At 60.3% G+C, this 12,460-nt stretch carries 14 protein-coding genes; all 14 read right to left on the bottom strand.

Features of this window, described 5'->3' with window-relative positions; translation table 11 throughout:
• On the bottom strand, window positions 1–1,549 hold a 1,549-nt coding region (locus tag EOA86_RS06290; RefSeq protein ID WP_164891585.1), incomplete at its 3' end, for a type I secretion system permease/ATPase.
• A 105-nt stretch (window positions 1,550–1,654) separates the two neighbouring features.
• Window positions 1,655–3,046 (bottom strand): family 16 glycosylhydrolase, encoded by a 1,392-nt coding sequence (locus EOA86_RS06285; protein WP_128341013.1) that lies wholly within the window; start codon window positions 3,044–3,046, stop codon window positions 1,655–1,657.
• Window positions 3,047–3,198: 152 nt separating this feature from the next.
• The gene (locus tag EOA86_RS06280; RefSeq protein ID WP_245497148.1) at window positions 3,199–3,948 is read right to left on the bottom strand and encodes a DUF1445 domain-containing protein; all 750 of its coding nucleotides are present in this window, start codon (window positions 3,946–3,948) and stop codon (window positions 3,199–3,201) included.
• A 249-nt stretch (window positions 3,949–4,197) separates the two neighbouring features.
• Window positions 4,198–5,013, bottom strand: coding sequence for a type III secretion system export apparatus subunit SctT (gene sctT, locus EOA86_RS06275; RefSeq protein WP_128341012.1), 816 nt, complete (start codon window positions 5,011–5,013; stop codon window positions 4,198–4,200).
• 9 nt (window positions 5,014–5,022) lie between these two features.
• Window positions 5,023–5,292 carry a flagellar biosynthetic protein FliQ gene (locus tag EOA86_RS06270; protein WP_065006905.1) on the bottom strand — a complete coding sequence of 90 codons (270 nt, stop codon included), beginning with the start codon at window positions 5,290–5,292 and terminating at the stop codon, window positions 5,023–5,025.
• A gap of 18 nt (window positions 5,293–5,310) precedes the next feature.
• Entirely contained in the window at window positions 5,311–5,964 is a 654-nt protein-coding gene (gene sctR, locus EOA86_RS06265) for a type III secretion system export apparatus subunit SctR (RefSeq protein ID WP_065006906.1), read from the bottom strand.
• Window positions 5,957–6,874 (bottom strand): type III secretion system cytoplasmic ring protein SctQ, encoded by a 918-nt coding sequence (sctQ, locus tag EOA86_RS06260; RefSeq protein WP_206629966.1) that lies wholly within the window; start codon window positions 6,872–6,874, stop codon window positions 5,957–5,959. Before sctQ ends, sctR begins: the two co-directional genes overlap by 8 nt.
• 208 nt (window positions 6,875–7,082) lie before the next feature.
• On the bottom strand, window positions 7,083–7,571 hold the full coding sequence (locus tag EOA86_RS06255; protein ID WP_128341010.1) for a hypothetical protein: 489 nt from the start codon (window positions 7,569–7,571) through the stop codon (window positions 7,083–7,085).
• Window positions 7,558–8,916 carry a FliI/YscN family ATPase gene (locus EOA86_RS06250; RefSeq protein ID WP_128341009.1) on the bottom strand — a complete coding sequence of 453 codons (1,359 nt, stop codon included), beginning with the start codon at window positions 8,914–8,916 and terminating at the stop codon, window positions 7,558–7,560. The genes EOA86_RS06255 and EOA86_RS06250 overlap by 14 nt, the downstream gene beginning before the upstream one ends.
• Entirely contained in the window at window positions 8,913–9,533 is a 621-nt protein-coding gene (sctL, locus tag EOA86_RS06245; protein WP_128341008.1) for a type III secretion system stator protein SctL, read from the bottom strand. Before sctL ends, EOA86_RS06250 begins: the two co-directional genes overlap by 4 nt.
• Before the next feature lie 5 nt (window positions 9,534–9,538).
• A complete protein-coding gene (locus EOA86_RS06240; protein ID WP_127211317.1) occupies window positions 9,539–10,162 on the bottom strand; it encodes a SctK family type III secretion system sorting platform protein in 624 nt (207 codons plus the stop codon).
• Window positions 10,159–10,992 (bottom strand): type III secretion inner membrane ring lipoprotein SctJ, encoded by an 834-nt coding sequence (gene sctJ / locus EOA86_RS06235; RefSeq protein ID WP_281035635.1) that lies wholly within the window; start codon window positions 10,990–10,992, stop codon window positions 10,159–10,161. The genes EOA86_RS06240 and sctJ overlap by 4 nt, the downstream gene beginning before the upstream one ends.
• A gap of 16 nt (window positions 10,993–11,008) precedes the next feature.
• Window positions 11,009–11,641: a hypothetical protein gene (locus tag EOA86_RS06230; RefSeq protein WP_128341006.1), complete on the bottom strand. Its 633-nt coding sequence runs from the start codon at window positions 11,639–11,641 to the stop codon at window positions 11,009–11,011.
• Window positions 11,642–11,661: 20 nt separating this feature from the next.
• Window positions 11,662–12,309 (bottom strand): type III secretion protein, encoded by a 648-nt coding sequence (locus EOA86_RS06225; RefSeq protein WP_245497147.1) that lies wholly within the window; start codon window positions 12,307–12,309, stop codon window positions 11,662–11,664.
• Window positions 12,310–12,460 lie beyond the last annotated feature (151 nt).

Genomic DNA, 12,460 nt, shown 5'->3' with positions numbered 1-12,460 from the left:
CCCTTTGAATTGCTTCTGTCAACGCGGCCTCGCCTTCCGCATCGAGGTTGGAGTTAGGCTCGTCGAGAATAACAAGAAACGGGTCGCCGTAGAGAGCCCGTGCAAGCGCCACCCGCTGTCTCTGGCCCGCCGAAAGCGCCGATCCGGCCTCGCCGATCCGCGTCTCGTAGCCTTCCGGCAGGTGGATGACGAGATCATGAACGCCGGCCGCGCGCGCAGCCGACAGTATCTTGTCCGAGGGCGCTTGCGGTTCGAAGCGCGCGATATTCTCGGCAATGGTGCCATCGAACAGTTGCACATCCTGCGGCAGATAGCCGACATGGTTGCCCAGCTCTTCCGGCGACCACTGGTCGAGCGTTGCGCCATCCAGCCTGACGGTTCCGCGAACTGGGAGCCATATGCCGGCAATAGCGCGCACGAGTGATGACTTGCCAGAAGCGCTCGGCCCGACAATGCCGAGGCCGACGCCCTTTTCCAATGCAAAGGTGGCGTCTTGCACGACCATACGACGCTCCCCCGGCGGCGTCACACTGATGCTTTCGACCGAAAGAGCAGATACCGGCGCAGGCAGCGAGACACTTATCGCAGTTTCGGGAAGCAGGACCAAAAGCTGGGTCAACCGCGCCCAGGCCTGACGGGCGGTGACGAAACCCCTCCAGTGGGCGATAGCCAGTTCGACCGGTGCGAGCGCCCGGCTCATCATGATCGAACTGGCGATCATGATGCCGCCGGTCGCTTCCTGATGGATGACGAGATAAGCGCCGATCGCCAGGATGCCCGATTGCAGCATCATGCGCAGGATCTTCGAGATCGTTCCGAGCGTCCCAGCAAGGTCGCTTGCCGTTGCATTGGTGTCGAGATAGTCAGCATTGATCCCTGACCAGCGCTCGGCGATGCGTGATCCAAAGCCCATGGCCTGAAGAACCTCGACATTGCGACGTGTCGCTTCGGCAAGTGTATTGCGCGCCGCCGCTTGACTGTTTGCCTTTCTGGCGGGCTCTCTCGTGCGAATTTCGGCGAGCAATGTCAGGCTGAAGAGAATGACCACGCCGGCCAGTGCCGTCATGCCGATCCAGAAATGGAACAGGAAGCAGATTGCGAGATAGAGCGGCATCCAGGGCAGGTCGAAAAGCGCGGTCGGACCGGCGCTCGACATAAACGAACGCACCTGATCAAGATCGCGCAAGGATTGAAGGCCGTCGCCGGCGAGCTTGGTGCGCAACGGCAAACGCATGAGGGCGGCGTAGACTTGTCGGCTCAAGCGCGCGTCCAGCGCCATCCCGATGCGCACCAGCAAACGCGACCGGATGAGCTCAAGAGCGCCCTGAAAGACGAAAAGCGTGCCGGCAAACACGGCGAGCCCGACGAGCGTCGGCACGCTGCGGCCGGGTATGACGCGATCATAGACCTGCAGCATGAAGAACGAGCCGGTCAGCGCCAGAACATTGACGACGCCGCTCATCAACGCAATTCCGGCCATGGCTCGCCGGAAGGAAGCCAGAACCGCTGCGAGGGTCGTTCGCGGCTCGGATGGATGGGGATGCGACATCGCCTTCACATCAGTCACGGTTCAGTCTCAGGCGGCAATGACCACGCCCGAAATCAGGCCTGATGACGAACGTGTCCGTGCCGAGCCCCCCGTCAGGTGTTACGCCTAGACAAGCCAATCGTTCAACGCATAGGCGTGGATGTAGTCGATCTGCATTTCTGCAGGCGTGGCAAGCCCGTCGGCAGGCGTTCCCGCGATGCCGCCAACCGCCAGATCGACCAGCATATACATTGGCTCGTGCATGTCGGCAGGCGTCGCGGCACGGGCAACTTCGACATCGTCGAAATACCAGACGAGTTCGTCTTCTGTCCACAGCACCCCGTATGTGTGGAACCCTGCGGTATCCGCGACATAGGCGGTAGAGGACACTTTTGTATGAGTCCCCGTCGCGTTCGAGTGGCCTGTCAAAATGAGCTTGTTCGGATCCTGCCCGACCATCTCGACGACGTCCAGTTCCGGCGGCCAGGAACCGTCCGCCGGGAGAAGCCAGAAGGCCGGCCATACCCCGTGTTTTTCGGGCATGTCGGCCCGGATTTCGAAATAGCCGTAGGTCTGCGCGAACGATTCGTAGGTCGTCAGCAAACCTGACGTGTATTGGTAGTTGTTTATGTCCGGCCGGATCGCCTCAGGAGCCCGGGCGGCGGTAATCGTGAGAACACCGTCCTCAACGCTGAACGGATTGACGGAACTCGTCGGGGCGTAGTCGGTGTCGATGTACCATTGAAGCTCTTTGTTGCTCGTGAGCGAGCTGCCGTTTGCGGCCCCCCACCAGAAATTCGAGTCCCAAGTGCCGCTCGAACCATTCCACAGGTCCAGCGTGTCGAACTCGTCCGAAAATGTGAGTTCCAGAGCCGACCTGTCCACGGCCAGCTTGAACTGGCTTGCGGTGAACTCGCCGATGGTCTTGTTGGCGAAGACGAGAAACTCGCTGTCGGACAGATTGAGTCGGACGTTCGCTCCCGACTGCACCAGGTTGGCGCGCACCTCCTCGAAGGAGGTGAAGCCGTAGCTCCCGACGCGAACGGTATCCGTCGCGCCAAAGTCCAGGATCAGATCACTGCCGTTGCCGGGGTTTACAACGAAAATATCCGCCCCCGATCCGCCCTTCAAAACGTCATCGCCCCGTAAGCCGTCGAGCGTCTGTTGGCCGGAGCCGCCGGTAATGATGTTATTCAGCTCGTTTCCGAAAGCATATCGTTTGTCGCCCGTGACCGTCAGGTTCTCGAAATTGGCTGGGAGCTTATAGCTCATCCAGGTCGAGATGGTGTCGACACCCTCGCCGGACAGCTCGACTGCTTTGTTTTTCGAGGAGTACAGATAATAGATGTCATCGCCCTTGCCGCCACGCATTGTGACGGTGACGTTGCCGTCGCCATACATCGAGTCGTTGTACGTGCTGCCATAAAGCGTTGGGCCGGAATTCGTCGCCGAAAACCACTTTACGGAGGATCCGCTGTAGGGAAGTGGAACGCCCTTGGCGTTCAGTACCGTGGCCATCCCGGTCTTTTCTCCTTTGTCTCGCCTCGATGCAGCCCTAACATTTATCGAGGGCAAAAGGAGCCAGTACGTTTTGGCTTTCGACTCAGGAGAGTTACCAAAAGCTTAACACGCCGTGGGACTATTTGCCGGCCCGGAACCCAGATGAACTGCTAATAGACCTTGAAAGCGCCCGCATCGGCTCGCGCATCCACATCGGTGATCAGCATGTGCCCCGGCGATACCGTGATCGAGGTCGCGAGTTCGGCACGAGTAAGTGCAACTTGTGCGGTTATGCTGCTAGCCCAGAATACAGGGACCTCCCCGTCCATGATTTTGACCGCTTCGCCCCAGTCTGGAGCCATCAAGTCGGCTATTCCGATGACCGTGGGCTCTCCGACATGGATGGGAGAGCCGTGGGCATGCGGGAAGCGTGCGGTGACGGCGCGAACCCTGTCGACATCGCAATGGCTTATCGGACGCATCGAGACGACCATTTCGCCACCAAACGGTCCGACGCGACAAGTCCTGATCCTGGTTCGGAACTTTGGTGAGGCTTTGCCGCAGCCGATGCGGCGGAGTTTCACGCCCTTTTCGGCAAGTGCGGCTTCGACGGTCAGCGAACTGCCGAGCGCAAAAGCGGCAAAATCATCTCGCCAAAGGTCGATGATGTCCGTTCTCTGACGGGTCAGTTCCCCGAAGTGATAGATGTTGTACTGGGGGGCATCGGTGCGGATGTCAATGTCGCCCAGCGCCGGGATCAATGGACTGCCGGCGCGATTCACGCCGACCAATGGACAGGATTTGGGGTTGCGGATGCAAAACTGGTGGAAATCGCTGGCAAAGCTGCGGGGGACAATCACAACATTGGCCTGGAGCTTGCCGCGCGCCAGCCCCCCTGTATGCCCCTCATAGGCGCCCATTCTGACAAGCCTGCGCAGCCTATCCGCATCGACCAGTCGCAGGTCCTCGAAGATTGGTGAAGTGGTCAGGCGAGCCATGGCTTCCGAGGGGGTATGCGCGTTCAGAGACAAGTCGGGAGGGCGTAAGATCGTTGGCGGCTCGGCTGCTTGTCAAATTGTCAGAATCTTTCCTCAACGATAAATTGTATTTATTGGCCGGCCAACGATTGCGTCATCTTACGACCGACGCTTGCGCAAACCTTCCCGTTCTCATTGACAGCTGCGGCAGCCGATCGCTTCTATCTGTCGGGCTGCCTCATGCAGAAAGCCAAGGTCCCGGTTCATGTAGAAGAGCAGGAAAGCAGAATAGAGTACAAAGACGAGGCTAAACACCAGCGTCTTCACGATCAGCGAAAGCGCAAAAACATTCAGATGCGGCGAGGCGCGCGCCAAGAAGGCCAGCACAATGTCGGACAAGAGCATGCTGATGATGAGCGGGAAGACGAGGGTCAATGCCATCATCAGGATGCGGTTCAGCAGATCGAGGAAGATGCCGGCTGCATCCTTGCTGAACACGGGCAGAAGTTGGTCGACCGGCCAAAGGCCATAGCTGTCGTAGAGGCTGGTCAGAGAAAGTTCGAGGCCCCCGGCAGCCAGGTAGATCGTGACCATGATGACGGCGAGCAAGGTGCCGGTGGCACTCGTCTCATGGGTCATCATCGGATCGATCAGCGTCCCCATCGTGGAGCCGCGCTGCAGGTCCAGGATATCGCCGGCAGCCTCGGCCGCCCAGAACGGTATGCCCATCGCCAGCCCGAGCGTTACCCCGACCACGACCTCCTTGAGCATGTACACGACGATCATCGTCGTCGCGATGTCAGTGTTTGTAAGCGTGTTCACGATCATCGGAAAGACCGGAACCGCCAGCGCCAGAGCAACGCCGTTGCGCAGAAGGCCTGATAGCGGCACACGCGAAAAGAGCGGCATCAGGAGCATGAACCCGGTCATGCGTGCGAGCGCGAAAGCTCCGGCCAAAAGAAAGAACTGAAGCTCTTTGACCGACGCGAAGAATGGTTCGACCGGCATCTGCGTGCCTCAACGCGTGACGACGGGGAATTCGTCCAGCGCCGTTGAGGCCTGCTCCGCGATCTGCTGGCCAAGCAGCGGGCCGAAGACGATGATGACCAGCAGGATCACGACGAGCTTAATCGTCTGCGGCAGGGACTGGTCCTGAATTTGCGTCAGCGCCTGGGCAAGCCCGACAAGGATGCCGACGGCCATCGCCGCGATGATCGCCGGGCTCGACGCGAACAGCACTGTCAGAAGCGCGCTTTGGACCTTCGCCAGGATGAAGTCATTGCTCATGCAAACCTCCCAGCGGCGTCAGACGTAACTCAGGATGAGGCCGTGCATCAGCCGCGACCAGCCATCTATGGCGACGAAAAGGAACAGTTTCAGCGGGATCGAAATGAGGACCGGCGAGACCATGATCATGCCGAGCGTCATCAGGATGTTTGCAACAACGATGTCGATGATAAGGAAGGGAAGATAGAGCAGAAAGCCGATTTCAAACGCGCGCGTAAGCTCGGACGCGACAAAGGCAGGGACGAGTATCGAAAGATCGTCGTCTTTCAGATTTTGACGTGCCTGTTCCGGCCACAGGCGGTTCGTTCCGTCAAGAAAGAACTGCCGCTCTTCCGGCTGCGTGAATTTGATGAGGTGCTGCTGTAATGGTTCCCTGACCAGTTGCGCCGCCCTGGCGAGGTCGTCTGTAGTCTGGAACTGAACCTGCCCTTCCTGAAGCCGGCCCGTCATCTCGCTCAGCAATGGCGTCGTGACATAGACCGTTAGCACGAGCGCTATGCCGTAGAGGACCAAATTGGGCGGCATCTGCTGGACCCCGAGCGCATTGCGGATGAGGAACAGCACGACCGAGATTTTCAGGAATCCGGTCATGGTCACGACGGCCAGCGGCAGCAAACCGACGAAGCCGACGGCAATCAGAATCCCAAGCAGGTTGGGCGAATTGTCAAGCATTGTCGAACATGCGGGCGATCCGCACGCCCAGGCTCTCCCCAATCCGCACGATCTCGCCACGGCCTACGCGTTTGCCGTTGGCGATGATGTCGACCGTCTCCTTCGTCACATTGGCGAGCGGAACGATGGCGCCGGGCGCAAGCTGCCTTACCTCGCCGAGAGGCATTGCCGTGCGGCCGAGCTCGAAGGCAAGCGCAACCGGCAACTCGTCCAGAGTTGACTCTTCCAATGTCTGGTCGGCGTGCGGCGGTGTGTACTGATTCATGGTCCACTCCCATTTCGATCCAGCGATTGCAGTCGGGGCGGCAAGCAGTTGCGGCCCATTGGCACTCAGGATGGCCGGGGCATAAAGCCGCTCGGCAATGACGAATGCCGCCTCTTCCTCTTCGTCATCGAAAAGCACCACATCGTCGGGCTGCAGACCTTGAAGCTCGCCAAAGCTGATCGTAAGCGCATTGCGCCAAAGGCAGACCGGCAACGGGAATTCGGCAGGAATTGATGGCCTCGCTTTCACGATCTCGTCGAGAAAGCCCCCGGCCCGCACGGCCAGACCAACGCCATCGGTGTGCAAGGCGCAATCTATGGTTTCGTCCTTGCTGGTCAGGACGAACGCGAACGCGCTTTTATCCAAAACGGTGTCTCTTGGTTCGATCGAGGTGATAGCGATCCTCTCGCCCAGCCTGCTCTCGATCCATTCGAGATCTTCTTCGAATACGGACTCCATCAGCAGCGCGGCGTGAGCGGGTGCCAGTCGTTTCACTTCGACTAGCTCGTCAGCCTTGGCAAGCCCTCGTTCGACGACAGAAAGCGGCAGGCGCAATTTGCCCGCCGTGCCTCCGGCAGTGAACGAAATCGTGCATAGCGGCTGGTCCTGAGGTTTCGTTGCCGGCCAGACGGCCGCGATCGCCATGGTTTTCCCGACAGCCGAGATCTGTGCGGGAGCACGGCGGCGGTAGAAGGCGTTCAATGCCTCAACCTCCACAGCCGCAACAGACTCCAATGTCAGCGGCTCGCCAACGCTCGAGCGTGTGCGTCTCACCGGTTCTGCGCGCGCTTTCTTTTTTGCCGACGCCAAGGCCTGAGGCATCACACTTCCATATTCACGATGACGGATTGGACTATCGTTCTGTGGGCAAGCGCAGTGGACTGCGCTCGTCTTCCTCGGAAAGCTCGGCAAGCGCGAGGCGACGACGCGCAGTGCGTTTGGTCAGATACTCCAGCAGCCCGTCCAGTTTCGTCAGGGCCTTCATGCTCGCGCGATGATCATTGCGGGCTGCCGATAACTCCGCTTTGCGTCGTTGCTCGGTGACGCCGGCCATCTTCTCGTCTTCCCGGAGCCGTTCGGTTTGCCTGGCGGCGATCTCGAACTGTCCCTGAAGCCTGTAAAGGCTGACCGCCTTCACCGGTTGTCCAACAAGCGAATCGAACGCTGCATCCTCGGCGTCGGCTGTGCGCTGGAGGTGCTCCCTGACCGCGACGGCTGCCTCCTGAACCTCCCCGGCGGCCCGCTGCGCAGCCGCATATCTCCTTATGACCGCTTCGTTGGCGCGCTTTTCACCGCGGCGCCTGAGGTCGTGCAATCGTGCGATCATGTCACGATCTTTCATTGACAATCCCCTGCATGCGTTCGCGTGTCCTCTCGATGGTCTCGTATGTGGCCGACGGCTGTCGCAGGAAGATGTTGATGGTGTCGATCTTCGCCACCGCCTCGTCCGCCACCGCATCACTGCCCTTCTCGTATTCACCGACGCGCAGCAGCAATTCGACGTCGGCGTAGCGGGCGAGCAGCTCCCGCAAGCGGCCGGCGTCCGACCGATGCTCAGCCGGCACCACCGTGTCCATGAGCCGGCTGCGGCTGCGAAGCACGTCGATGGCCGGGAAATGATTGCGCTGCGCAAGTTCGTTTGACAGAAAAACATGCCCGTCGAGAAGCGCCTGGATTTCTTCGGCAACCGGATCCAGCGTGCCATCGCCCTCCAGAAGAACGCTGTAAAGGCTTGTAATGGAGCCGACGCGGCCAGGCCCTGAGCGCTCGAGCAATTGGGGCAGAACTGCAAAAAGCGAAGATGGAAAACCGCGACGCGTCGGCGGCTCGCCTGAAGCGAGGCCAATCTCGCGCTGCGCACGGGCAAACCGCGTGATGTTGTCCATTGCCAGCAATACATGCTTGCCCTGGTCGCGAAAATATTCGGCAATGCTGGTCGCCACATAAGCGGCCTTGACGCGCTCGATCGCCGGCCGGTCGGACGTCGCGACGACGATGATTGCCCGCGCCAGCCCGTCCGGGCCAAGCTGATGCTCGACGAATTCGCGCACTTCACGTCCGCGTTCGCCGACAAGAGCAACCACGGCAACATCTGCGTCGGTGCCGCTGACGATATCCGAAAGCAGGATCGACTTGCCGACACCAGGCTCGCCGAAGATGCCGACGCGCTGCCCCCGCGCGCAGGTGAGAAGCCCATCGAGGGCGCGGATCCCGAGCTGGATAGGCTCGGAAATCAGACTGCGCTCCAGCGGAGATGGCGGATAGGCATTGACCGGATAGCTGCCGGTAATGCCACCCGGCGAAAGCGGCTTGCCATCCAATGGCTCGCCGAACGCGTTGATCACCCGACCAAGCAGGCCGGGCCCGACGGAAACCGTTTGGGTCTTTCCGGTCGCAATAACCTCCGTGAGGCTTGAAAGGCCGGTGAGATCGCCAAGCGGAACAAGGATTGCCATGTCGTCCATGAGCCCGACGACTTCCGCCTTGGTCGCCGTGCCGGTCCTGGGATCGACGAGTTCGCATATCTCGCCGATCCGAACCTCCTCCACCGTCGCATGAATGACCGTGCCGGTCGCTCGCCGTACACGCCCTTTTCTGGGTCGGCTGGCATCGTCACGCAGACCGGAACGCAGGTTCGGAACGATCGATGCGAGGCGGCTCTCGATCTCGATGGCGGGACTTGTCATGTCGGCGCCTCGGCCTTTGATGAAATCGCAGCGGCAAAGGCACTGAGCTGTGCGTCGATGCTGGCGTCAATGACGGCAATATCGGTCAAGAGGATGCAGGCGCCCCTCGCGAGCGTATCATCCGCATCGATCTCGACCGTCATGCCCAAGTCACTCTCGCGCAGGACCGCGTTCAGTTCGTCGCGAACTTTGTTAACGGAAGCGGGATGAAGTCGGACCTTCAGATATTTGGCGCGGCGAATTTCAGCGACCGCCTGCCTGGCCGCCTTGGCGACAAGCATGCTGACGTCGAATTCTCCCAGCACTCGCCTGACGACATCGAGGGCTAGATCGATGATTTCGGCTTCCAGCCCACCAAGATAGCGATCTACCTTGACCGCGGTCTCGCTCACCAAACGCGCGGCATCCGCGCCGCCTTGCGCCTTACCGTCTTCGTAGCCCTGCGCATATTCGGCCGCATAGGCTCGCCGCGCGGCGTCACGCAACTGCTGCGCAGCACGCCTGGCTTCGTCGAGAAAGGCGTGCCCATCTCGCCAGGCGCGTGCCTCGGCAGCGCGCAGGATCCGGCCTTTAGGGCGCCTCGGCACACCAGTGGTCGCTTTGCCCGGTTCGCCCATCTCGTCTAACTCATCGCCCGTCGAACAATCGCCGGACCAGCTTCCGAAAATGGTTTGGCCGTCGTCTGGTCAACAAGCTCATGCGGCATCAGCTTGAGGCGAACTCGCATGCTCGTGTCGCCGGGCATCGCCTGACACCAGGCGCCAAGGCAACGCAAGCCGTCGGCATAGACACGACGATGAATATCTTCCATCGGCTCCAACGGCTGCATTGGACCGGTCAGATCGCGGTTGGCGACTGCGAAAGCGCAGATTTCCGGGCCGAGTGCTGCCTGCAATGCGGCGGCTTGGCGTTTATTGATGGCGGTGACCAGACTGCCGGCCCAGTAGATCGCGCCGGCACGAAGCGCAACTTCCTCCAACTCCTCACCCGACGACAAAGCGATCGCCCGATCCACCGCGTTGGGGGGCTCGTCGGAAATTGCGCAAGTGAGTCCATAATGGTCGAGCAGAAGCTGCGATAATCGCTCATGCAGGCGTTGCGACCGCAACATGCGCTCGCAGGCAGCCTCGCCGATCGTGCCGTCAAAGCATTCCGCTAGCCGGGCCGCATCAGCATAGCCTGCGGGATTGGACATGAATGCCCGCCATTCCGGGCTGGCAGTCTGCTTCGAGCCGGCCTGGATCATGTCTTCTTCACAGGCATTGTCGAAGCATCGAGCGCATAGACACCGGGCCGTCTATACCATTGGACGTAGGCTAGCCGGGCAGCCAGCGCGAGTATGGCCGCCGTCATGCCGTAAAACAGCCACATCGCGGCGGCGACGCTGTCGGGATGCAGCCAGAGGCCGAGGAATGTTGTGAAACCTGCCTCGCCGATGCCTTGCTCAGGGACCGTCGGGGTCACCGGAATGAGCGTGACGGATACATTGTCATAGGTCAGCCCGGCGATACCCCTTGCCACCAACATCTTGACCTGCGGGATCAGCTCATTCATCGCGACGGACGCGCGATGCCGAATGAAGACGGAAGCTGACGATGGCACCAGTCGCTGTCTTAGGGGATCGTTTTCCGGCAATACGAGATGAACGCGAGCGGAAATTACGCCGTCGATATCCGAGATCGTCTGCGAAAGCTCCTGGCTCAAGCCGTAGATCATCGTTGCCCGCTCTTCGACCGGCGAGGATACAAGCCCGTCTCTCTTGAACACGTCGCCGAGCGTCTGGAATTCCTGTTTGGGCAATCCGCTTTCGTCGAGAATCGCCATGGCTTCGGCGAAACGGTCCTTCTGTACGGAAACCGTCATTTTGCCGTCCTTGCCGGCCTCGCGTTGGGCCGGAATCCCGTGACGCATCAGCGTGGCCACGATCTCGTTGGCCTGCCGCTGGTTGAGGTCGGAATACAGCTCAACCGAGCACGCCTGGAGCACAAGCATGGCTGCCACAACGAGCGCGACGCGGCACCGGACGCCGCATCGATTCAATAGTGTTGACCGCCGCTGCAAGGATAGTGTGTGCACGAACACTCCGTAGCGCTCACTGTTGCTTGATAAGCGTGCTGGCGGACGACGTAACGGCCGTCACGCTGCTCGTGACCACCTCGAGATTGGCGGCTGCCCACATCACCGAAATGGATCGTTCGAGGAGTTGCTCAGCATTTTTTGCGGTGGCGTTTTCGCCTTCCTTGGCTGATGGGGCGGCCTTGCCGGCGCCGTCCTGCATGGCGGCCGTTTCAGCATTCGCTGGGACATTTGCCTGGCCAATGGCCTTCTGGACCTGCTGCATGGTTCCTTCCAGCGACTGAACCGCAGAACCGAACAATGCCGACGGATCCTCAAACGCCCCGCCCCCTGCCTTTTCCACCTCGGCCAGATAGTCGAACAGCTTGTGTTCGGCGACCGGTTCGGTCCTTTCCAGTTTGGAGGATTGTCCGGCCATTGCAGGACTGGCTCCTGAAGATGCCTGCGCCACCTGCTGGCCTGCCCGTGTAGCGACATCACCGCGTTCAGGCATCGTAACCTTTGCGGCATCGTGCTTTTCCTGATTGGCACCCACCATTCGGTTACCCGGCTGCGCTGCCGTGCCGGCGGTGATCTGCTGCTGCGAAGCTATGCTGGTGGTCAAGTTTGCCAGTGTAGCTTCCAGGGCTCCAATCGGCGCGATTTGCATGAACCTGCCCTCCTGCTTCCTTAGTTCGGTTTGCCGGAGGGAACATTCTGCGCCTCCGCCTGCCTTCCGCGGAAAACGCGGACCGGAACAACTTTGCCATCATCCTGCTTCGTGCTCGGCGCCGCAGGAACTCCCAGCGTTTTCCTGACAAGTTCAACGTAGGACGGCGGCCCCGATACCGAGACAACATCGTCTTGCTTGGACACCTTTATAGGAAACTTCGGGTCGATGACCCCCAGCCGCGAAAGCCGATCTTCCGCACTGGCAGCCATATTGGCATCAAGCGGGATCATTTCCGTCCGGACTTCAGCTTCGGTCGCGACGTTCATGACGATACCGTCGAAATGCCAGACCAACCCATATCGATTGCAGATCTCTTCCAGAAACTCGCGGGCCGTTCCAACCGGCATGCCGGCGCTTAAACGCCCCTTGACGAGTTTGCTGATACGCATGGGCGTCCGCATGTTGCGGCCTAGCTCGACCAGCGCGTCGGCCACCGACTGATCGACGGTGATATAGCTGTACGGGCCGGCAGGCCAGCGCGGTTCGGCGGCGTTGGCCTGCGACGAGGCAAGGCCGAACGCCAGGATCGTCGAAAGACCGCAAGCAAAGAAAGCAGCCCTGGCTCCCGAGCACCGATCCGCATGGCAGGTATCGCGTCCCGTCAAAATCGGTCCTATCGCAAAGGGACGCACGAGCGATGGCCCGCGTCGCTTGTTTCATGGTTGATCCGCCGATTCACTCTATCGTGCGCATCGCAGAATTGGAAGTCCAATTGGATTGCGCACGATAGAGTGAATCGGCGGATCAACCATGAAA

The organism is Mesorhizobium sp. M5C.F.Ca.IN.020.32.2.1 (genome assembly GCF_004023105.1).
Classification (GTDB): Bacteria; Pseudomonadota; Alphaproteobacteria; order Rhizobiales; family Rhizobiaceae; genus Mesorhizobium; species Mesorhizobium wenxiniae.
The sequence above is the reverse complement of the archived record's forward strand: the minus strand, read 5'-3'. Positions and strand labels throughout refer to the sequence as shown.

Bases quoted from the DNA above. Each gene is read 5' to 3' on its own strand.
- EOA86_RS06285 (WP_128341013.1), bottom strand. From the start codon at position 3,046: ATGGCCACGGTACTGAACGCCAAGGGCGTTCCACTTCCCTACAGCGGA.
- EOA86_RS06280 (WP_245497148.1), bottom strand. From the start codon at position 3,948: ATGGGCGCCTATGAGGGGCATACAGGGGGGCTGGCGCGCGGCAAGCTC.
- sctT (WP_128341012.1), bottom strand. From the start codon at position 5,013: ATGCCGGTCGAACCATTCTTCGCGTCGGTCAAAGAGCTTCAGTTCTTT.
- EOA86_RS06270 (WP_065006905.1), bottom strand. From the start codon at position 5,292: ATGAGCAATGACTTCATCCTGGCGAAGGTCCAAAGCGCGCTTCTGACA.
- sctR (WP_065006906.1), bottom strand. From the start codon at position 5,964: ATGCTTGACAATTCGCCCAACCTGCTTGGGATTCTGATTGCCGTCGGC.
- sctQ (WP_206629966.1), bottom strand. From the start codon at position 6,874: ATGGCGATCGCGGCCGTCTGGCCGGCAACGAAACCTCAGGACCAGCCG.
- EOA86_RS06255 (WP_128341010.1), bottom strand. From the start codon at position 7,571: ATGAAAGATCGTGACATGATCGCACGATTGCACGACCTCAGGCGCCGC.
- EOA86_RS06250 (WP_128341009.1), bottom strand. From the start codon at position 8,916: ATGACAAGTCCCGCCATCGAGATCGAGAGCCGCCTCGCATCGATCGTT.
- sctL (WP_128341008.1), bottom strand. From the start codon at position 9,533: ATGGGCGAACCGGGCAAAGCGACCACTGGTGTGCCGAGGCGCCCTAAA.
- EOA86_RS06240 (WP_127211317.1), bottom strand. From the start codon at position 10,162: ATGATCCAGGCCGGCTCGAAGCAGACTGCCAGCCCGGAATGGCGGGCA.
- EOA86_RS06230 (WP_128341006.1), bottom strand. From the start codon at position 11,641: ATGCAAATCGCGCCGATTGGAGCCCTGGAAGCTACACTGGCAAACTTG.